Source organism: Salinivibrio sp. EAGSL (assembly GCF_013366455.1).
GTDB lineage: Bacteria > Pseudomonadota > Gammaproteobacteria > Enterobacterales > Vibrionaceae > Salinivibrio > Salinivibrio costicola.
In genome coordinates, this window is sequence record NZ_JABWMG010000001.1 from 1 (window position 1) to 19300 (window position 19300).

25 protein-coding genes are annotated in these 19300 nt (G+C 48.2%); 18 read left to right on the forward strand and 7 right to left on the reverse strand.

All coding sequences use genetic code 11. The annotated features are described in order from the left end of the window. From HLG76_RS00005 to HLG76_RS00040, 8 genes are all read left to right on the forward strand, one after another. The coding region (locus HLG76_RS00005; protein ID WP_175992840.1) for a Type 1 glutamine amidotransferase-like domain-containing protein at positions 1–527 on the forward strand (527 nt) is incomplete at its 5' end. Between the two features lie 79 nt (positions 528–606). Beyond that, complete coding sequence (locus HLG76_RS00010; RefSeq protein ID WP_175992841.1) at positions 607–1350, forward strand: hypothetical protein; 744 nt, start codon at positions 607–609, stop codon at positions 1348–1350. A 366-nt stretch (positions 1351–1716) separates the two neighbouring features. Continuing rightward, entirely contained in the window at positions 1717–2196 is a 480-nt protein-coding gene (locus tag HLG76_RS00015; RefSeq protein WP_152798896.1) for a lecithin retinol acyltransferase family protein, read from the forward strand. Between the two features lie 202 nt (positions 2197–2398). After that, a complete protein-coding gene (locus HLG76_RS00020) occupies positions 2399–3124 on the forward strand; it encodes a class I SAM-dependent methyltransferase (protein WP_175992842.1) in 726 nt (241 codons plus the stop codon). Between the two features lie 77 nt (positions 3125–3201). After that, entirely contained in the window at positions 3202–4398 is a 1197-nt protein-coding gene (locus HLG76_RS00025; RefSeq protein ID WP_077774675.1) for a YbfB/YjiJ family MFS transporter, read from the forward strand. 1 nt (position 4399) lies between these two features. Continuing rightward, positions 4400–4999 carry a glutathione S-transferase family protein gene (locus tag HLG76_RS00030; protein ID WP_175992843.1) on the forward strand — a complete coding sequence of 200 codons (600 nt, stop codon included), beginning with the start codon at positions 4400–4402 and terminating at the stop codon, positions 4997–4999. A 113-nt stretch (positions 5000–5112) separates the two neighbouring features. Then, a complete protein-coding gene (locus tag HLG76_RS00035) occupies positions 5113–5388 on the forward strand; it encodes a putative quinol monooxygenase (protein WP_175992844.1) in 276 nt (91 codons plus the stop codon). 296 nt (positions 5389–5684) lie between these two features. Then, positions 5685–6161, forward strand: a complete 477-nt coding sequence (locus HLG76_RS00040; protein ID WP_368656332.1) for a GNAT family N-acetyltransferase — start codon at positions 5685–5687, stop codon at positions 6159–6161. A gap of 13 nt (positions 6162–6174) precedes the next feature. On the opposite strand, the gene HLG76_RS00045 is transcribed toward HLG76_RS00040, so the two are convergent. From HLG76_RS00045 to HLG76_RS00060, 4 genes are all read right to left on the reverse strand, one after another. Then, complete coding sequence (locus tag HLG76_RS00045; RefSeq protein ID WP_175992846.1) at positions 6175–7002, reverse strand: TauD/TfdA family dioxygenase; 828 nt, start codon at positions 7000–7002, stop codon at positions 6175–6177. Next, positions 6999–7250, reverse strand: coding sequence for a hypothetical protein (locus HLG76_RS00050; protein WP_175992847.1), 252 nt, complete (start codon positions 7248–7250; stop codon positions 6999–7001). The genes HLG76_RS00045 and HLG76_RS00050 overlap by 4 nt, the downstream gene beginning before the upstream one ends. A 194-nt stretch (positions 7251–7444) precedes the next feature. Then, positions 7445–7681, reverse strand: coding sequence for an RNA recognition motif family protein (locus tag HLG76_RS00055; protein ID WP_021023687.1), 237 nt, complete (start codon positions 7679–7681; stop codon positions 7445–7447). A gap of 117 nt (positions 7682–7798) precedes the next feature. Further along, complete coding sequence (locus tag HLG76_RS00060) at positions 7799–8242, reverse strand: MarR family winged helix-turn-helix transcriptional regulator (RefSeq protein ID WP_077669911.1); 444 nt, start codon at positions 8240–8242, stop codon at positions 7799–7801. 174 nt (positions 8243–8416) lie between these two features. Between HLG76_RS00060 and HLG76_RS00065 the strand changes: the two genes are divergently transcribed. From HLG76_RS00065 to HLG76_RS00100, 8 genes are all read left to right on the forward strand, one after another. Next, positions 8417–8845 (forward strand): organic hydroperoxide resistance protein, encoded by a 429-nt coding sequence (locus HLG76_RS00065; protein WP_021023689.1) that lies wholly within the window; start codon positions 8417–8419, stop codon positions 8843–8845. Positions 8846–9033: 188 nt separating this feature from the next. Continuing rightward, a complete protein-coding gene (locus HLG76_RS00070) occupies positions 9034–9558 on the forward strand; it encodes a GNAT family N-acetyltransferase (RefSeq protein WP_077669931.1) in 525 nt (174 codons plus the stop codon). 92 nt (positions 9559–9650) lie between these two features. Then, the gene (locus HLG76_RS00075) at positions 9651–10373 is read left to right on the forward strand and encodes a hypothetical protein (RefSeq protein WP_175992848.1); all 723 of its coding nucleotides are present in this window, start codon (positions 9651–9653) and stop codon (positions 10371–10373) included. A gap of 14 nt (positions 10374–10387) precedes the next feature. Continuing rightward, positions 10388–10975, forward strand: a complete 588-nt coding sequence (locus HLG76_RS00080; protein WP_077676755.1) for an N-acetyltransferase — start codon at positions 10388–10390, stop codon at positions 10973–10975. A gap of 80 nt (positions 10976–11055) precedes the next feature. After that, positions 11056–11577, forward strand: a complete 522-nt coding sequence (locus tag HLG76_RS00085) for a GNAT family N-acetyltransferase (RefSeq protein ID WP_077676756.1) — start codon at positions 11056–11058, stop codon at positions 11575–11577. Then, positions 11570–12142, forward strand: a complete 573-nt coding sequence (locus HLG76_RS00090) for a GNAT family N-acetyltransferase (RefSeq protein ID WP_254877477.1) — start codon at positions 11570–11572, stop codon at positions 12140–12142. Before HLG76_RS00085 ends, HLG76_RS00090 begins: the two co-directional genes overlap by 8 nt. Positions 12143–12227: 85 nt before the next feature. After that, positions 12228–12443 carry a VF530 family DNA-binding protein gene (locus HLG76_RS00095; RefSeq protein ID WP_077669916.1) on the forward strand — a complete coding sequence of 72 codons (216 nt, stop codon included), beginning with the start codon at positions 12228–12230 and terminating at the stop codon, positions 12441–12443. A gap of 146 nt (positions 12444–12589) precedes the next feature. Continuing rightward, positions 12590–13063, forward strand: coding sequence for a 2TM domain-containing protein (locus HLG76_RS00100; RefSeq protein ID WP_175992849.1), 474 nt, complete (start codon positions 12590–12592; stop codon positions 13061–13063). A gap of 70 nt (positions 13064–13133) precedes the next feature. Here the strand turns inward: HLG76_RS00100 and HLG76_RS00105 are convergent, their stop codons facing one another. The 3 genes from HLG76_RS00105 to HLG76_RS00115 all read right to left on the reverse strand — a co-directional run bounded on the left by HLG76_RS00105 (position 13134) and on the right by HLG76_RS00115 (position 16898). Further along, positions 13134–13829 (reverse strand): gamma-glutamyl-gamma-aminobutyrate hydrolase family protein, encoded by a 696-nt coding sequence (locus tag HLG76_RS00105; protein WP_175992850.1) that lies wholly within the window; start codon positions 13827–13829, stop codon positions 13134–13136. After that, entirely contained in the window at positions 13805–14812 is a 1008-nt protein-coding gene (locus HLG76_RS00110; RefSeq protein WP_175992851.1) for an amidoligase family protein, read from the reverse strand. Before HLG76_RS00110 ends, HLG76_RS00105 begins: the two co-directional genes overlap by 25 nt. 133 nt (positions 14813–14945) lie before the next feature. Then, positions 14946–16898, reverse strand: a complete 1953-nt coding sequence (locus HLG76_RS00115; RefSeq protein WP_175992852.1) for a hypothetical protein — start codon at positions 16896–16898, stop codon at positions 14946–14948. 270 nt (positions 16899–17168) lie between these two features. Here HLG76_RS00115 and HLG76_RS00120 point away from each other — a divergent pair, with 270 nt between their 5' ends. Further along, a complete protein-coding gene (locus HLG76_RS00120; RefSeq protein WP_175992853.1) occupies positions 17169–18410 on the forward strand; it encodes an FAD-binding oxidoreductase in 1242 nt (413 codons plus the stop codon). Between the two features lie 193 nt (positions 18411–18603). Next, on the forward strand, positions 18604–19296 hold the full coding sequence (locus tag HLG76_RS00125; protein ID WP_175992854.1) for a response regulator transcription factor: 693 nt from the start codon (positions 18604–18606) through the stop codon (positions 19294–19296). Positions 19297–19300 lie beyond the last annotated feature (4 nt).

The following is a 19300-nucleotide window of genomic DNA, read 5'->3' on the forward strand; positions in this document are numbered from 1 at the left end:
TACCTACGGCGAGTCTTGTCGAAGATGTTACATTTTATGTGGATGCTGGCAAAAAAGCTCTTGAAGAACGCGGGCTAATTGTTGACAAGCTTGAAATTTCAACTGCAACCAAGGAAAAAATAGATAGTACGCTCAAAAAGAATGACTACATCTATGTTACTGGTGGTAATACCTTCTTTCTCCTTCAAGAGCTGAAAAGAACAGGAACGGACACAGTTATATATGAACAGGTAAATTCAGGGAAAATGTATATTGGTGAGTCTGCTGGTTCCATTGTGCTTTCACGCAATATTGAGTATGTAAAAGACATGGATGATTTCACTGCCGCGCCGAACATTGGCTCGTTTTCATCATTAGGAATGATTGATTTTTATCCGGTTCCTCACCACACAAACTTCCCATTCAAAGAGGCAGTCGAGAAAATCATCTCTAGTTATGAAGAGGAAATAGATCTTTGCCCCATTAGTAACACACAAGCGATTGTCATACATGACAATAAATTTGAAGTCTGGGGTGACAAAACTTAACAAGTTACTGCATTGGAAAAATAACTCGCTGACGCTCGTCATTTTCCAGTGAGTAAAGCGTTATGTTCAGGAGGTGAACTTGAAAAACTATTTACCCGAATTTTTGGGTGTTTTATTTGCATTGTTACTCATAAATGCATGGTATTTATCTGGTATTGCGATCGAGCAAGGCGTAGTGCCTATATATTACGAGCATATTATACGGGCTCTAACTGTCGCTGGCAGTGCTGGCTTTGGTGCAACTCTTGCCTTCAAGTTTAACAATCGGCTTGAGGGTATTAAAAATGAAAGAATTGAGTTAAAAGAGAAAGCACAAAATGCAGCCATTTTGAACAAAGCCTTATTAAACATAGCTATGCAGTTGAATACTATCGGCAACATGAAGAAAAAGTTGTCTAAGTACAATACGATACATGATAAAGCTTTCTCGATGAATGCTGAGAAAAACTTTAACGACAATGCCATTGTTGATATAAATGAAATTGCTTTAATATTAACCTCTAAACCTCAGTTGTTACTGGAAATTAATAATGTACAAGATGGTTATATTCAAACAATTGAATCTTTTAAAATACGAAATGAGCACTACTTAAATATCTTGCAGCCTAAGATGTTTGAATTGGGTTTGCTTGATCCTAAAGCAACGATTGGTGAGTATGAAGATGCACTACCACCTCCAATATTTAAGGCTGCATACCAGTCTGTAGAAGTACTGGAAACAAATGTTTTAGAGACAGAAAAGGGGCTAAAGATCATATTTCGAAGTTTACGAGATGCATGCAAAGAGATATTGCCGGAACATAAGTTCATTGTCCTAAACTGAACATAACAAATAAGAATAAGTGTCGCGCAGCCGACACTTTATTTGGGTGTTGAATAAGCCCGTTGCTTTATTAAGTAAATAGCTCGAATGCGGATCAGTAGGCGCTGCGTCTAGCACTTTTTTCAGCGCGAGAGCAGCCAAGAAGTAAGCGGATACATTGTTATATTAAAAAATGATGCTTGGTGAAATAAACACTACAAAATAATTGATTAGACATGGTTACCTCCGCTATTAAAGAGCGCACCTAAGTGTGGCAGATCCTAAACAGGGGGGATCTATGTTATTAGTTATATCTATGCAACTACTTGAAGCGATAAAATATTCATACATATTGATGTCGTCAATTAATTAAATATAGGGTTACATATGTCAATTCAAAACCTAAATGCTGGCGATATTGTCGTCAGCAACTTCGGTGTTTATCAGCACTGGTCTTTAGTTTCAGACGCTTTGTGTGAAAAGGGTCTGCCTATGCTTATTTCTGCAACTCAGAGAAATGGTACCGTTCAAGAAGAAAACTGGGATGTAGTAACCCAAGGTAAACATACCTATCCAGCTAAAGTTACTTACGACCGCCCAGTACCAGAGGTGCTCGAACTCGCTCGTTCTCAAATTGGACAGTGGAAATACTCATTAACAGACCGAAACTGTGAGCATTTCGCTAAATGGGCAACAGGATTAAAAATGTCTTCGACTCAAGTTGTTGCTGGTGCAACTGGTGCTGTTTTGGGTGCAAGTTTAATTGGTTTATACTCAGAAAATCCGAAGTTTGCTAAATTTCTCGGTGGTTCATTAGCTCTGGGTGGTTTAGCCGTTTTAGCTACTAAAGCCGTTGAGGAAAAATAGGTAAGACAAACGGCTATTTCGCCAATCACTAGAGGATGGCGAGGCTTTTACCCCACATCATTCCTCCTCTGAGCATTGAGCCTAAGCTCACGTTCATCATACGTACAAAGGCAACAATGGCGAATATTGCTCATCTTCGTTAGGCGTTAGTGACGCTAACACTTATATCAATTTTCAATTAAAAACACTATGGAAAGTAATAATGAAATATAACAACCCCATCAACCCAAGTTGTATAGATAACTTGCTGGGTGAACTATGGCTCAATGAGGACTCTTTAGTCTTAGATGTTGGTTGTGGTAACGGCGAATTAATTAAAAGCGTTTTAGAAAAGTTTAACTGTCGGGCGGTAGTCATTGAAATTGATGAAAGGGAGATTGCTAAAGCCAAGGAAAACTTGGAGCCTTATTTAGATAAAGTCACCTTTCATAATGCAGCATTCAAAGATGTGGAACTGCCTAGGGGCGTATTTGATGCGTGCTTTAGCTTAGGCTCTACTCATGCTTTTGGCGATGTTGGTGAAGCTTTAGACCATGCATTGTCTGACATGAAGGCTCTCATAGCGTCTAATGGCGTAATTGTACTTGGGGATGCGTATTGGCGAAAAGAACCAGATAAAGAGTACTTACTCGCAACAGGTATTGATCCGCTAGAGTTACGTTCAAACCTTCAAAACATAGAAGCAGGAAATCAACTAGGCCTTGAATGCGCTTATGTCGTCCATTCTTCTTATCAAGATTGGGATACGTTTGAAAGCTCGTTTTGGCTAGCTGCTGAACGCGAGTTGTTGCTAGACCCTGAAAATATCGAGCTATTGGATAAAGTAAAAACGAGACGACATTGGAAAGATGCGTATTTGAGGTGGGGGCGAGAAACAATGGGGTTTGCTCTATACCTATTCATTCACGCTACACCCCAAAGCATCTAAAAAATGAGTCTGAGGCTCTCCCAGTCTGAATAACGCTGTGAGCCTGGCACACTTAGCGCCATGGAGGGCATAACAATATGAGACCGAGTAGATTCAATTTCTCTGCGTTGCTCGTTGGGGCGATGGCAACATTTGTGGGGATTGGCGTGGCGCGGTTCGCCTACACACCAATTATTCCTGCACTCGTAGAAGCCAACTGGTTTACGGCCACGGAAGCGGCATACTTGGGGGCCGCGAATCTGCTCGGCTATCTCGGTGGAGCGATTGGCGCGCACATCCTCTCTGAACGATACAAACTCCGTTATGTGCTTGGGGGCGCTTATATCGCAGTCGCGTTAAGCTTCTTTCTTTGTCTGAGCCCGATCGGCTTCGTGTGGTTCTTTATCTGGCGATTTGTGTCTGGTTTTGCCGGTGCAACCTTGATGGTGGTCGGTCCCTCTCTGGCACTCTCAAGTACGCCTGCTTCACAACGACCAGCTACTGGAGCGATAGTTTTTACCGGTATCGGAATTGGGGCTTTTTTGTCGGCCACCGCAATTCCGTTATTGTTAAATGTAGGGCTTGTTTTAGCCTGGGTTGGGCTCGGGGTACTTGCTGTTGCAGCTGGCCTTATCGCCGATAGGGCGCTCGCAGGCTTGAAATCATTACCAGCTATTCCCCATTCAGGTAATGGGTCAGAGGGCTTAACCGCTGCACAGAAATGGAGCATCGGAATCGTCATGGCGGCGTATGCGATGGACGGAGTCGGCTTTGTTCCCCATACGGTTTTCTGGGTAGATTATCTTGCACGTGAAGTCGGTATGGGGCAGACCATCGCGAGTTTCCAATGGGCTGTTCTGGGTGTCGGTGCTGTTTTCGGACCTTTCATTGCCGGGAGGGCGGCTAAAAAGCTCGGTTGGCACGGGGCTCTGCTGTCAGGGTTTCTGGCAAAGTCCATCGCGACGGCATTACCGGTTATATCGGTATCGATGGCCAGTATCACGGTTTCATCCTTTGTCGTTGGAGCCATGATCCCCGGCATTGTTGCGCTCACAGCAGGGCGGCTTTCAGAGATTATGGGGCCTGCTGGTCATAAAAAGATATGGGGTATGGCGACCGCCATGTTTGCTGCATTTCAAGCAGCAGGCGGGTACGCTTTGGCATTTGTCTACGCCTTTCTTGGTACCTATGAACCTTTATTCAGCATTGGTGCCGTTATTCTGGCGAGCGGCGTCCTCTTGCTATCAACCCGATATCTTATTGTTCGAAAAGCCACACAGATGGAGAAAAATTGATATGGAACTGTATCTGAACACGACGTCGCCTTATGCAAGAGTTGTCCGAATCTGCGCGATTGAAAAGCAGTTGGATGATGTGAAGCTCATCTGGGTAGATCCTTGGGCGGATGACAATGCGTTGCTCACCGCCAATCCGAACGGAAAAATTCCCGTGCTTGTAACGGATAGGGGAGAGACTTTATCAGAATCCCTTCTCATCGCGTCATACTTGGACGGGCTTTCTTCGACGAACAGCTTGCTTGGTGCACCCAACTACACTGATGTCCTTGCTCTCTCGGGGCTTAGTCAGGGCCTTACCGATGCAGCTTTTATGACGGTTATTAATCGGAAGCACTTTGGGAAAGCGAGCGATAGTACAGTACTCGGCGTTCGTCGACAGAATGCCATTATCAGGTGCCTTCAGACGCTGGAGGATAGGGTGAATACTGACGTTATGCAGTCCGACATTAACCTTGGCCAGATTGTTACTGGCATTGCGCTGAGCTATATCGATTTTCGATTACCGGAGCTGCAATGGGGTGAAAGCCAGCCACTCCTCGCTGACTGGTTAACGAGGTTTTTAGAGCGTGCAAGTGTCAAAGAAACGGCCTTTACTTAGGTTTTGTAATGATTATTTTTAGTGACTATCGCCAAAATTACATTAGGTCGATATGGCTGGTTCCGATATTAAAGGCCTCACCAAATTAACGAGATATTTTAAAAATAAACTATATGTCAAAAGTCATTCTAGAAGGTTTTATTCTCGTGCCAGACGCTGATCTTCAGGCTGTGACGCGAGAGCTTGTTAATCATGAAAAGTTGACGTTGGAAGAGCCGGGTTGCTTGATCTTTAAGGTTCAGCAACATTCGGAGAACCCGCTGCGATTTGATGTTTATGAAGAGTTTGTCGATCGCTCAGCTTTTGATAAGCACCAAGAGAGAGTTAAATCATCCTATTGGGGAGCGGTTACGCAAAATGTCACGCGTCACTACCAGATCAGCGAATAGAGCCTGGGCTGAATACCATCGTTATTTATCGCGTATAGCCGCTAAAGCGTAAGGATACCCCCATGCACCTGACTTTCCGTCCCATCAATCTTGAAACCGATTTTGCTTATTGCGTGGCTGCACGTCGGGACGCTTTTGTGTGTAGCTTTGGCTCCGATGAGGGGGGGGGAAGATTTTTATCAGTGTTGGCTGCCAGCCTAAATACTTATTCGTGCCAATATGCGATTATGGCGCGATTGGATGTTTCAGTAGGTAGATGGTTTATGACACTGATATGCCGGTCAAAAAGGCTCAATGTGCGACAGTTTACACTCGACGATGCGCCGTTTATTGTGGAGCTGCTTAATGATGCGTCGTTTATACGCTATATCGCGGATAAAAAGGTGCGCACTGAACAAGATGCGATCGAGTATCTCCGTCACGGGCCGCTTGCGAGTTATCAAGCACACGGCTTTGGCCTGAATCTGGTAGAACGGCGGGAAGATGGTGAGCCCATCGGCATGTGCGGTGTGCTTAAGCGCGATGAGTTGGCATATCCAGATTTAGGCTACGCGTTTTTATCGCGTTACACCGGGCAAGGATACGCCACAGAAGCCGCCGAGGCGGTGCTTGAGGCAACCTTATTAGCAAGCGGACTGAACACCGTTCAAGCAGTGACCTTACCGGACAACCAACCCTCCAACCGCTTGCTCGAAAAGCTCGGGTTTCAGCTACAATGCCAAATCATGCTTTATGGGCATAGCAATAATCTATATGAATATACCCGCGCCTGAACGCCGTTAGGTGTTACTGAGCACTGTCACCCTGAACTGTGACGCGGTGCAACCGTCTGGGTGCGTCGCCATAATCGGTTACTGCGTAGTGTTGGGTGGCGCGATTATCCCAGATCGCCACCGAATGCTTTTGCCAGCGAAAACGAACGTGATATTTCGATTGGCGTGCTTGACTAAACAGTGTCGCCAGCCGTTGTTGGCTATCAGCCTCTGGCCACTCGGCAATCGCGTGAGTAAATTGCTCGTTAATAAATAGCACTTCTTGGCCGGTTTCTGGGTGGGTTTGCACCATGGCACGGCGAATAGGCGGGTAGTCTTGAGCGCGTTTCGAAACCACACTCTGGCCGTCGGCGTCTTGATGATCGTAACGGCTACCTTCAAAGGCGTGCAGTGCGTGAATGGTATTGAGCTGGCGTAGCTCGGTTTTTTCTTCCTCGGTTAGATCGGCCCATACTGCTGCCATGTCACACCAAATCGTATCCCCGCCATGTTCTGGTACATATTGCGCGTGTAAAACCGAGCATTTGGGCGGCACCGCTTGCCATGTCATGTCGGTGTGCCAATAGCTTTGGCTGGGTGGATTGCCGCGGCTGGTTTCAATTACGACCACTTGGTTGTTGTCGGGCAGGTGAGGGAAAAACGGGTGAGGAGGCTCAAGCTCGCCGAAGCGTTTTGCCAGTGCGACATGGTCGTTGGTTGAGAGAGGCTGCTCGCGAAAGAAAAGCACTTTGTAGCGTAAAAATGCTTGGTATAGCGCCGCAAACTCAGTGTCTGACAGCTGGGATAAATCGATATTATCGACTTGCGCCCCTAACGTATTGCCTAAAGGGGTTATCTTCATTTGAACCATACCTTACCGCCAATGAATTTGTAGGCTGGTGTGCCTCGCATTAGGGTGTCACGCGCAAAGGGCTGTTGGCACTGAGGGCAGTGACACGGCGTGGTGGTGGCATCCTCAACAATCCTTTCTTTAAAGCACTTCACCAATGCACCTTTGCCGCCTTTGCGATATTTAAATAGTGGCGCATTACAACGTTTACAGAAAATATCGACGGTTTTGATGGGGCCTTTTTTATTCGGTTTTGCCATTTTGATTGCTCGAGCGCCACTACATGCCGAAAGCTTGATAGTGACGAGTCGGGCGTAGGCTGTCAATCAGCTATCGTTTAATGACGCTTTACGTTATTAACGCTTGGCAACCATAAACAAAAGCCAACACGGGTGATCGTGTTGGCTATCGTTCCCGCCTCACAGCCAATGTAAGTGTAAAGGGCTTTTTTTGCTTAGTTCGCGATTTTCACGCGGATTTTGCTCTTTGCAACGCTGGCCAAGTTCAGTGCGGCAATTGCAGCGTTGGCCTGGGCATCGTCAGGCATAGTCACAAAAGCAAAGCCTTTGGATTCGCCAGTCTCTTGATCCAGCACCAGATTGCAGTCGGTGACGTCGCCGTGTTCAGAAAACAGCTGACGGAGTTCTTGTTCGGTGGTGGTGCGTGCAAGGTTGCGAGCTAAAAGTTTCATTATTGTCCGTTAATATCGAGGTAACAACACCGATTGTCTCAGTAAAGGATGCCACGACCAAGTAATAGTTTGGCTTTCTTATCGATACGTTAGCCTTGAGTGCTGCTCAGCCGACGTTTATGCGTCGCTTTCCCCTAAGTCATGATTGATTTTATCCAGCAGTGCAATAAGTTGCTGGGCTTGCTGATCATCAATGCTAGGAAACTTACAACGAATCTTTTCAGGAATTTCCGCTGCTTGGTGCTGCAGCTCAATGCCTTTGCCCGTCAATGTTACCCACCGCTTTCGCTTATCGTCTTCGTCTTTCACGATGGTGAGCAAGCCTTTATCGCTCATCTTTTTCAAAATCTGCGTCATCGCGCCACCATCAATGCCGGTTTTCTCAACCAGATTTGCGATCGCGAGTCGGTCAGTTTCCCACAGCGCCATCATCACCACATATTGCGGGTAGGTGAGATCAAGCTCGGTCAGCCAGGTGCGGTAGGCGCGCGAAATACCGTTGGAGGCCTTGTATAAGCGGTGACAGATTTGGCTATTGAGCTTCAATTGGGGATAGGTCATGGCTTGTCATTGTCCGTGTGTCTAGTGAGTATTTTATTTTGTGCGCAAAGTATTTGCAATGCTGGGTTATACGATCTATTGTTTTGCATGCAAAATAAATCTGATGTAAGCGGGCTTCACCGTACTTGCTGAGTACGAGAAAGCCACAAGCGGACTGAGACACAGGAGAGTGAAATGAAAGAGCTACAAAGTGTTGCCTATACAGCAAAAGCCACCGCTACCGGAGGCCGCGAAGGGTCTGCAAAATCCGATGATGGGCGTTTAGATGTGGCGCTTTCCACGCCTAAAGGGCTCGGCGGAAACGATGGCGAAGGCACTAACCCTGAGCAGCTTTTTGCTGCCGGCTATGCGGCGTGTTTTATTGGTGCGCTGCGTTTGGTGGCGGGTAAAGCAGGCGTGACCTTGCCCGAAGACACCCACATTAACTCAGAAGTGTCGATTGGCCCCATTGATGGTGGTTTTGGTATTGCAGTGAAGCTGGCAGTGTCTGTTGGTGATCTGGATAAAGACACCGCGCATTCATTGGTCGAGCAAGCGCACCAAGTCTGCCCATATTCTAATGCCACGCGCGGCAATATTAAGGTTGAACTGTCAGTGATTTAACCTAGCGGGCACGCTATGATAGGGAGCACTGTTAAGCAGGGCTCCCTTTTTTATGTCCGCTCTTTAAGGAAGCAGCGCGTTGTTCGGTGCTCCCTAACCTCGAGTGCTCAGCATTGACCGCTAAGACTATTGACCACGAAGACTAACACGCAAGCCCTATACCAATAACAAGGATGATGAAAGCTAACATGCCAGATGCCACCACCAGTAAGCTTACCGAGATAAATGTCGCCCCGCTAACGAATGAAGACATAGAGGGTGTTCGAGAGGTATCGTTACCTCACCAACAAGTAAAGTTTGCGGGGACCGCAGACGAATTTCTTGCTGAGGACAGTGAGACTATTCACCGCCATGTGATCAAACGAGCGGGCGAGACGGTAGGCTTTTTTAAACTTGATACCGACTATACGTCTCAGTATGACTTTTGCCCGCCAAAGACGTTAGGCCTGCGCATGTTTGTAGTGGATGCGCGTTATCAAGGGCAAGGTCTAGGCACCGGTGCGGTTAAAGCTTTGCTTAAGTATTTGCCCGTTGCTTATCGTGATTTCAATTGGGTGTATCTCACTGTGAACTGTCAAAACCCGGCCGCTAAAGCCTGTTACCAAAAAGGCGGCTTTACTGATACAGGCGAGCTGTACTGGGGCGGCGCGGCAGGGCCTCAGCATATTATGTATGCTGCGATTGACGCCGATAATAAGGGCAAAGCGCAATGAGAAAGGGCAGAACCACAACGTTTGGTCATATGCGACAATGGCTTAGAGCAGGCTTAGACTTGCACACGATGTGCCAACAGACAGCTCGAATCATGAGTGTGTTGTTTGTCGGGGGGCTATCAACGGGGGCCTATGCGCAAGGGTTGGATTTTCGCGTTGAAACCGGCGGGGTGACGTTTAGCAAAAATGATGTCAGCATCCCCGGAGATACCGGCACTCGCTTTGATATGACCGATTTAACCGGCCGAACCGCAACGCCTTACTTGCGTTTGTATGGCACGTATCAGTTCAATCCCCAGCACGCGGTACGGCTAACCTTTGCGCCTCTCTCTGTCGATGGTCGTGGCACGCTGTCAAAAAGCATCCAGTTTCAGGATCAGCGCTTTGCCGCCGAGCAAGCCATTGATGCGGATTATCAATTCAATACCTATCGTGCGACATACCGCTGGACGTTTTACGATCAAGGCCCTTGGCAGTGGGGCGTCGGTGCCGCCGCCTTGGTGAGAGATGCTGAAATCACCCTCGCGCAAGGTGAAACAAAAGCAACGAAGTCCAACGTTGGCGTGGTGCCCTTGCTGCATGGCTATGGTCAATATCGTCTATCCGATCGCGCGGCGTTGATCTTGGATGTGGAAGGCGCGTGGTCACCCATGGGACGAGCGGTTGATGCGGCGCTGATGTTGGAGTATCACCTTGGCGATGGCTGGTATGGCGCTCTGGGGTATCGCACCCTAGAAGGTGGGGCTGACAACGATGAAGTCTATAACTTTTCTTGGCTTCACTATGGCCTAGCCAGCCTCCGGTACCGGTTTTAACTGCGAGGGAAGAAATGGAGATAGCGATCCAGCAAGGATGGCCGCTTGAGCAAGCACAACACGTCGCAGAGTTATATGAGCAGGCGTTTGGAATGAAGTTCGCACGGGCAATCCCTAATCAGGCAGCGCGCGTGGCTGTGTTGTCTCAGTGTTTTGTCCCAGACTTTTCGTTTGCCGCTATGCAAAACGGCAAGGTGGTGGGGTTAGCTGGGTTTCAAACCCAAGCCGGCGCATTGACACAGGGCATGGGCGCGAAACAGTTGATCGATAGTTTGGGGACCATCAAAGGCATTTGGGCCTGCGCGATATTGGCGCTGTTTGAGCGTAAAGCGGCACACAATGAATTGGTGATGGATGGCATTGCTGTTGATAGCGCGATACGAGGTCAGGGGATTGGTTCCCAATTACTGGATGCCATTCTCGATTATGCCCAAGCACATGGCTTTGAAAGCGTTCGATTAGATGTCATTGATAGCAACCCCAGAGCCCGCAAGCTTTATCAAGCCAAAGGCTTTGTCGCTACCAAAGAAGAGCGCTTTCCGCACCTAAAATGGTTAGTCGGCTTTTCAGGCGCCACCACCATGGTCAAGGCGCTGAACTAAAACAACAAGAGAGACAAGGATGTTTATTTCTCAATATCAATGAGATAGCCTAGTTCTATGATAGGAATAGGAACAAGCACATGGAATTAGTCGTCCCCACACTCAATCACCAAGCAGCCTTTACGCGCTTTTATGATGATTTTGCTCAGTTTGATCCCGAGAATGCCGATTACTATCGGCCGGGAAAAGATGATTTCGCCACTTACGTGACTCGGTTAACGGATGAGTCATTGGGTAAAAACCTTCGTAAAGGTTATGTGCCGTGTAGTCATTTTTGGCTGCTTGATGCTGAGCAACAAATCATTGGCGCGATTCGGATCCGCCATCACATCAATACGCCATTTCTATCTCAAGAAGCCGGACACATTGGTTACGATATTGCGCCGTCATATCGTGGACGTGGATATGGCAAGCAAATGTTAGCCTTAGCGCTGCCCAAGGCGAGCGAGCTAGGGATCACTCGCGCCCTAATTACCGCGAATGAAGACAATATGGCATCGCGCAAAGTAATTGAAGCTAATGGCGGCACGTTGGAAAACATCATTAATGGCGAAGTGTTCAATGAATCATTGGCGCGGTACTGGGTGGACATTAATGGATGATTCCCCGCGCGTGGACCAACTGGACAGTGACCGTCTGTTGCTGGTGGCGCCTAATATGGCCCATCAGCCTTTAATTTTAGAAGCCGTGTTGGAAAGCCAGCACACCCTTGCTCCTTTTATGGATTGGCTGCCGCACGCGCTGACCGAATCGAGCTCGATTGAAAACACCCAACAAGCGATTGATGACTTCGACATGTTTATTAATGAGCTACGCTACTCGATTTTTGAAAAATCGACGGGGCAACTGGTGGGTGTGATCAGTCTAATGATCCGTAATATCGCGATTCCTTATTTTGAAATAGGCTATTGGCTGCGGAGCTCCAAAGAAGGCCTTGGCTATATGAGTGAAGCGGTGCGAACGCTAGAGCGGTATGCGTTTAATGACCTTAATGCCAAGCGTGTCGAAATCAAAACCGCCTACGAAAACACCCGCAGCCGCGCGGTAGCCGAGCGTTGTGGGTATCATCAAGAAGCGATGCTTACCAACGACCGTATCCTACCTAGCGGTGCGATTTCTAGTACTGTGGTCTATGCCAAAGTGGCGGAATGCAATAAGACTGAGTGAGTCAGTTAATCTCGCCTTTTTTTACGTCGTCACGTAAAGTAACGCATTTATTGACGAGCGCGTGCTCGAGTTGCTGAGAACCCTTATGGATACACAACCCAATAACCCGCTGCACGGGTTAACCCTACAAGCCATTTTGACCCGTTTGGTTGAACACTATGGTTGGTCAGGCCTCTACCAACACATCAACGTGAACTGCTTCAACAACGATCCTTCGATGAAATCATCGCTGAAATTTTTGCGTAAAACGCAGTGGGCGCGAGATAAGGTCGAAGCCTTGTATATTGATACCTTTTGCTAAGGATAAAATACACGGATTGGTTATCAGGCGGGTTCATGGTAAATGATTGATTTTAAATAACTGTCGTTAAGGTGTCGGGGCGCTGTCGTGGTAATGTCGCCCCTATTTTGCATAGTGTTGATAGGGAAGAGCACAAAGGAGCAAGGATGAACGTGAAAGCACTCAGAGTTCAAAAAGGGTGGTCGCAAGACCAATTAGCACAATTTAGTGGGTTAAGTGTTCGAACGATTCAACGTATCGAGCGCGGCCACAAACCCGGATTGGAGTCGCTGAAATCGTTGGCTGCTGTGTTTGATATCGACATTACTGATTTGCAAAAGGAGACAGACATGCAGGCAGATACTTCAATGAGTCCAGAAGAAAGAGCGATTGCCAATCGCGTCCGTGCCCTCGGAGGGTTTTATTCTCATTTGACGCGCTATGTGGTCGTGATGGCGATTCTGTTTATTGTCAACTGGCAAACTAGCCCCGGCTATTATTGGGCTTGGTGGGCCGCAATGGGATGGGGGATTGCAGTGGTCAGCCACGGTGTGAATGCACTGGGCATTGTCGATCTCTTTGGTGACAAGTGGGAAAAGCGTCAAATAGAGAAACGCATGAACGCGCGGTCAAAGCGCTAACCCTTCCCTGATAACGCCGAGTGAATGTGCCTCGGCGTTTTTGTTTATCGCCCGATAACGGGTATGCTCATTAAGATGCCGCTTGTCGCTGCTGGAAGCGCGTTGCATGCTCGACCAAGCCCTTAAACAGCGCACGCTGACAGCCAAGATAAAGCAAAAATTCTGGATGCCACTGTACCCCCAGTGTATAAGGGCGGTTGGGCGACTCTATCGCTTGTACAATACCATCTAAATCACGTGCGCTTACCGTTAAATCCTCGCCTAACTCGTTAATCGCTTGGTTGTGTAGGCTGTTTATTTTGCGCCTACCTTGCCCCAACCGTTGCTGTATATGGCCGTTAACATCACGCAATATACACAAGGTTTTCATCGGGAATATTGTCCAGCGATGAGAGGTTTTCTTGCGCTGTTCGCGTAAGCTTTGGTGCAAGGTGCCGCCTAAGCAAATGTTGAGAAGTTGCGCACCACGGCAAATGCCCAACAGCGGCTTTTGACTGGCTAACGCGCTTTTGATTACTGCGCTCTCTAGTTCATCACGTTCGGGATCGTAGTTTGGTTTCACTTCGGGCTCAGCAGCATACAGCACAGGTTCAACATCGTGGCCGCCTGTGATCACCACACCGTGATAATCATCAGGCTTAAATATTGAACCTGGCCGCAACTGCAGGGGCTGCCCGCCATAAAGACGCACCGCGGTGGCAACGAAAAAACGCGGTAAGAAGGCACCTTTGTCGGGGCCGGTTATTGCGATAACGGGTCTACCCATAGCGTATTCACTTTCTCCGCCCAGTTATTGGTAATGCGTGATAATGGATCGTTTAAGTGAGCAAGATAAGCATCACAGCAAGCTGTCAGTCGTTTTGAATCTGCGGCAAGTTTCTCTACTTCTACCCAATCATTCCATGCCTCATGGATCCCCCATTGTGGACGACTTACTTTGCTATCCGGTAAACGATAGTGAAACGTGGGGCGCGCTTTTGTCAGGCCATCATTGAGCGCCTGATTCACTTGTTTCTCATCGAGGTGAGTGAAGAGTGGCAGCATATCTAGCGCACGATTACGCGTCGGATTATCAGCAAGGTAATCGGCAATCAAGGTGTCGCGATCGGGCCAATAATCGTGCGCGAGAACACGCGTGATATACGCTTTTGGAAACGGATCGACATAGCTTGTGAGACGACGGGATAAATCAATATCGGCACGTTTAATTAGCCAATCATACAAGCATAAAAATGCTTTCAGATGCGCGTTAATGGTGTGAGCGGATAAGTCGGGCAGTTCGGGGTTAAGCTGCATCCCAAATGCATAGACAGGGCTGTCCTCTGTGCCTTCTGCACCTTGTTGTCGCAGAAAATCAATCAGTCTATCGACGTCTTGAAGTCGATCAAGCGGAAGCGGTGGGCTGACTATTTCGACCGGTACGACCATTTTAGCTGCCCAAGCTAAAACTTCTTCCGCGGATTGGTCAATTTGATTGGCGAGAGTCTTCTCACTTCGATCGTTCCGTCCAAGGCGTTTTAGCTTGGCGTAATCAAGCTCTATGATCCAATCACCCGCATTGTCACCGGTTAGTTTTCGGTCGTAACGGCCGCCATGCTCAACCGTCAGGGATAAATGTTTTGCAACGAGCTGTGCAATGGTGTCTAGCTCCATACCACTCAATTCAAGTTCAACACCGACGCAGCGCGTTTTTCCCTCTGCATTGGTGGTATGAGGGGGTGTTTTTAACGGTGAAGGGGACGCATTCATCAATGGAGCCTCACTTATCGGATAAACATATGAAATACATGGGGGTCACGATGCGCTGATTAAAGGGAAATCGCCTCGATTTGTTCGGGAATTAGCCTAAACAAATCGCAAATATAATGCTCTTTGGCTTTCATCAGCTAATACGATCTGCCGCCCAGCTTGTTAAAGCCATTCGTTTTACATCGGCAATGGCTTCATCTGGCAGTGAGCTTTTTATCCCGACTTGAATGGTGTCGTCATGATAAAGATAAAGCCGAGAGAGAAACTGCTCAAAAGGTAGCGACGCTTCGCCGTATTGTTCGCCTTTTCCTTGGGTGGAAACAACCACTTCATTCCCCCAATCTTGGCCACTGTCGTTATTCGGGTTATAAAAATAGACCCGCATCACGTTGTCTTGGTCGAATGCGACACGAATCAAAGTAACAGCGTGCCATCCAATAAATCGCCCCTGACTGCTTGTCACTGCAATTCCAACGGGTTGAGGATGAATGACAGGAATGTTGCCATTGTATAAAGGATGATAGCTACGATAAAAACGCTCGATAAAGCAATCGAAATCTTTGAGTAGGCCTGTTTTAACGTCAACCGCAATCATAAATTCGCGCCCGACATACCAGCCGTGAAATTCGGGGTTTATCCATTTGTGGGGATCTTGCTCTCGACTGACGCAGCAACGGCCCATTTCAATATAAAGCTTGTCGAGATGAGGGACGAGGACCACGGACACAGGATCGGTGTCAAACGGCAATGCTGTGCTTAGGCCTTGTAGCAACGTGTGTGAGTCCAATGTTTTACCTTCAAAGTGCATGCGTAAGCTTGTATTACAGGCGACTTGAACGATACAGTTGAGTAGATAATCGGGATCATTATAGGCCCACATTGAGATGGCTCGAGCAGATTGGCAAGTTGGATTGTTTCCTTGTGCCACACCAAGCGGTTGACCAAGCACTGACATCACGCCTGCAAGAAGATGTACCCGCGCCGGCAGTTGATCGCCAAACGCGAGGGTTAGGCTGGCGGCAACATCCGGATGTAAATTTAAATAAATTTGCCGCCATAGACTCGGTGCGACGGGCGCGTCAAACAATACCCCACGCTCAAGCAGCATCGCCAGCCCATAGACTGCTTGTGCGGTCTGCGGATAGACAGCTTCTTGAATTAATGTGTGGACCAATTGACGATAGGTCACGAGACAATCTACCCCTGTATTACTGAGCCCTAGCGCGGTGGGGAGTATGTCACTGCCTTGGTTGTCGAGTAGCCAGCGTAAGAAGGTGGCGTGATAGTCAGACGCCAAGCCGACATCGTGCATCGCGCGTGCAAAGCCCATCGCCTCCTGTTGGAGGGAGTTGTTATCCATGGCGTTTAGTCGTTGGCAATAGGCATCGAGCCCCGGATCGTCATAGCAACCTTGAGTCGGGCCATATAGCGCGCTTACCAGACGGTCAATCCCGAGTTTTGCTTCACCAAGGTTGACTTGCTCTTGAGACACGAGAATGGATATCTGGGTGATCATCGCTTTTATCGGATTGACCTGAATAGGGCGTTGGGCGAGAACGCGCCAGACTTCATCAACTAACTCACTAAGAATGGTTTCGTAGCCTAAATGCGTGAGAAGAAACCGGTATAGTGCACTGATAGCGGGTGCCATCTCACCAAGGCGGATACGACTAGTTTCGTCGGTGATCCCCATGATGAGTGACAAATTAAGACTGAGTACTTTGGCAAGAAACTGATGAGCCTCTTGGGCTGAGAAAGTCGAAGGGGGGCTCTTACCCTCAACAATAGCTAGCATTCTTAATTGGCTGAGGCAATCTAGTAGAACGGTGGCTTTGTCCGCATGTGCGAGTGTTGCCGGCACTAAATTGGGTAATAGGTATTCTGGGTGATCCCAGTCTGTACCTTCAAAGAGACCGGCTGCATTGAGCGTATGGATACGCGTATATAGAGCGCTAATGCCGTCCTCTTGCGTCAGGACTTGCTCACAGATATCAATCACGTGAAACTGGCAGCTTGGTTTATCAATTGAACTTGCCTGATCAAGCTGCACCACAGCATGATCAAGGTTTTTTAGTAAGCTTGACATATCAATGATGTTCTTTCCTGCGCTGTATCAGCGGCGCCTGCCAGCCCATTGGTAGGCATGTGTTAAATACCTTCACCTGGGTTGGTCGTCAGCCTACAACGTCCTTTTGTGCCTGATTATAGTCGAACTACTATTACACACTTCAGAGAAAATAGTAACCATAAGCCCCCTTGACCACTATCGCTACTGGCGCAAAGCTTGTAACTTAAGGATAAAAATTCAACAGTTTTAACAACAAAACAAAAAATAACATCATTCAGGGAGTGAAGTATGACGAAGCAGGTCGTGGTGTTAGGGGCCGGAATGGTCGGTGTATCCGTGGCTTGGCATTTACTTAAACGAGGGTATGCCGTCACCTTGATCGATCGCGTGCCTCCAGGGCAAGAAACATCGTTTGGCAATGCAGGCATTATTCAACGTGAAGCCGTTCGGCCCTATGCCTTTCCGCGTGATCTCACCACTTTGCTGCGGGTGTTGCCGAACCGTGCGGTGGATATTCGCTATCGTCCTAGCAGTGTGATTCGAGCGGCTCGCGCGTTATTGCAATATTGGCATTACTCCAGTGATAAGCATTATCGAAAGCTTGTCCCTGAATACGCAGCCTTGATAATGCAATCACTCGATACGCATGATGAGATGATACGGTCTGCGGGGGCGGAAGCGTTAATTCGCAAAGCCGGTTACCTTAAACTGTTCCGTACCCAAAAAGCGCTTGATGAAGAACTGACAAAAACAGCGTCTGACAGCACGCTATTCGGTGTTGAGTTTGATGTGTTAAACCGTCAACAGCTTGCACAGCGAGAGCCGAGTTTGTCTCCGTCTATGGTGGGGGCGATTCATTGGAAGCAGCCTTGGACCGTCACAGATCCCGGCGCCCTGGTCGAAGCTTACGCCGCGGATGTAAAATGCAAAGGAGGGGCCATTAAACATGCTTCGTTAACAGGCTTAACACGGCAAGGCTCGGGATGGCTCATTCAAACCACCAAAGAAAGTCTGCACGCTGACCAGGTGGTGATGGCAATGGGGCCTTGGTCATCGTATTGGTTGGATCAACTGGGAATTCAGGTGCCTTTGTTTGCGAAACGCGGCTACCACATGCACTATGCATGTAATAAAAAAGCACCGCTGAATCATTGGGTTATGGATGCGGAAATCGGGTACCTCTTGGCGCCGATGCGCGCTGGTGTTCGCCTGACGACGGGCGCGGAACTGACAGCAGTGGATGCGCCGGTTAATGAGAGCCAACTGAATGCCGCTGAACAGGTCGCGCGTTCGCTTTATCCGCTTGGTGAACGTCTTGATGCATCCCCTTGGAAAGGTGGGCGTCCTTGTCTACCCGATATGAAGCCCATGATCGGCCCGGCGCCAGACCAAAAGGGGTTGTGGTTGGCATGCGGTCATGGTCATCAAGGCTTTACCTTGGGCCCCGTGACCGGAAAATTGTTGGGACAAATGATAGATGAGGAGCACACGGATATTGATATGCATCCGTATCGTGTCGATCGCTTTTAGTGGTCGGCTGCTGAGTTTGTCATCATTCCCACGCCATGAGGGATCGAAAACGCTGAAGTCGACGTAAACCCGTTTGCTTTACAGGCTAATACTGTAAGACAATGAATAGCTTGGCGAATCCTTTTTTGAGTGACAATGACGATAAATAGGGTTCAGCCATTGATGTGACGTGAACGTTTAGATAGGACCACTGATGCACCAGGCGTTTTTCTCCAAAACTAAGCCCGCCATTGTCGTGCGCGGCCCAGAAGATCAGTCATTTATCGCGCTACTCGAAGCTCGGCTGCGAGATCACGGCTGCGATGTGACTGTGATTGGCCCTGATGATCCAATGCCCGATTGGGATGCTGTGCAATTGATTAGCTGGGTGCCTGAGGGAGAGGTGCAAATGACAACCTTGCGCTGGTTGAGCGAGCAGTGCCCGTTTATTGCTTTAATGGCAAGTCAAGCGGCGGCTGATCGCGTGGCCGCGCTGAATGCCGGGGCGGAAGATGTGCTATCTGCCCCTATTGATATTGATGAGTGTATGCTGCGCACCGCGATTGCGATGCATCGTCGCCATGCCATGGTGGTGATCAAAGAGTCATCAGGCCAGCTGCAAGTTGATAATCTCTGGATGCACCAAGACACACACCAAGTCAGAGTGGATGACCAAGCGGTCAAATTAACACCCATACAATTCGAACTCTTGTGGCTTCTTGCGCAGCATAAAGATACTACGTTGAGTAAGTCACTCCTTTATCGTCAGGTGCTTAAAAAAACGTTTACGCCTGATGATCGCAGCCTCGATATGCATTTAAGCCGTGTTCGGAAAAAACTCGCTGACGCTGGACTGCCGCCTGAGCGCTTGCAAACCGACCACGGCAAAGGCTATTGCTTTATTTAATGGC

Coding starts and splice junctions, on each gene's coding strand:
- HLG76_RS00015 (WP_152798896.1), top strand. CDS start 1,717: ATGTCAATTCAAAACCTAAATGCTGGCGATATTGTCGTCAGCAACTTC.
- HLG76_RS00020 (WP_175992842.1), top strand. CDS start 2,399: ATGAAATATAACAACCCCATCAACCCAAGTTGTATAGATAACTTGCTG.
- HLG76_RS00025 (WP_077774675.1), top strand. CDS start 3,202: ATGAGACCGAGTAGATTCAATTTCTCTGCGTTGCTCGTTGGGGCGATG.
- HLG76_RS00030 (WP_175992843.1), top strand. CDS start 4,400: ATGGAACTGTATCTGAACACGACGTCGCCTTATGCAAGAGTTGTCCGA.
- HLG76_RS00035 (WP_175992844.1), top strand. CDS start 5,113: ATGTCAAAAGTCATTCTAGAAGGTTTTATTCTCGTGCCAGACGCTGAT.
- HLG76_RS00045 (WP_175992846.1), bottom strand. CDS start 7,002: ATGAAGATAACCCCTTTAGGCAATACGTTAGGGGCGCAAGTCGATAAT.
- HLG76_RS00050 (WP_175992847.1), bottom strand. CDS start 7,250: ATGGCAAAACCGAATAAAAAAGGCCCCATCAAAACCGTCGATATTTTC.
- HLG76_RS00055 (WP_021023687.1), bottom strand. CDS start 7,681: ATGAAACTTTTAGCTCGCAACCTTGCACGCACCACCACCGAACAAGAA.
- HLG76_RS00060 (WP_077669911.1), bottom strand. CDS start 8,242: ATGACCTATCCCCAATTGAAGCTCAATAGCCAAATCTGTCACCGCTTA.
- HLG76_RS00065 (WP_021023689.1), top strand. CDS start 8,417: ATGAAAGAGCTACAAAGTGTTGCCTATACAGCAAAAGCCACCGCTACC.
- HLG76_RS00070 (WP_077669931.1), top strand. CDS start 9,034: ATGCCAGATGCCACCACCAGTAAGCTTACCGAGATAAATGTCGCCCCG.
- HLG76_RS00075 (WP_175992848.1), top strand. CDS start 9,651: ATGAGTGTGTTGTTTGTCGGGGGGCTATCAACGGGGGCCTATGCGCAA.
- HLG76_RS00080 (WP_077676755.1), top strand. CDS start 10,388: ATGGAGATAGCGATCCAGCAAGGATGGCCGCTTGAGCAAGCACAACAC.
- HLG76_RS00085 (WP_077676756.1), top strand. CDS start 11,056: ATGGAATTAGTCGTCCCCACACTCAATCACCAAGCAGCCTTTACGCGC.
- HLG76_RS00090 (WP_254877477.1), top strand. CDS start 11,570: ATGGATGATTCCCCGCGCGTGGACCAACTGGACAGTGACCGTCTGTTG.
- HLG76_RS00095 (WP_077669916.1), top strand. CDS start 12,228: ATGGATACACAACCCAATAACCCGCTGCACGGGTTAACCCTACAAGCC.
- HLG76_RS00100 (WP_175992849.1), top strand. CDS start 12,590: ATGAACGTGAAAGCACTCAGAGTTCAAAAAGGGTGGTCGCAAGACCAA.
- HLG76_RS00105 (WP_175992850.1), bottom strand. CDS start 13,829: ATGGGTAGACCCGTTATCGCAATAACCGGCCCCGACAAAGGTGCCTTC.
- HLG76_RS00110 (WP_175992851.1), bottom strand. CDS start 14,812: ATGAATGCGTCCCCTTCACCGTTAAAAACACCCCCTCATACCACCAAT.
- HLG76_RS00115 (WP_175992852.1), bottom strand. CDS start 16,898: ATGTCAAGCTTACTAAAAAACCTTGATCATGCTGTGGTGCAGCTTGAT.
- HLG76_RS00120 (WP_175992853.1), top strand. CDS start 17,169: ATGACGAAGCAGGTCGTGGTGTTAGGGGCCGGAATGGTCGGTGTATCC.
- HLG76_RS00125 (WP_175992854.1), top strand. CDS start 18,604: ATGCACCAGGCGTTTTTCTCCAAAACTAAGCCCGCCATTGTCGTGCGC.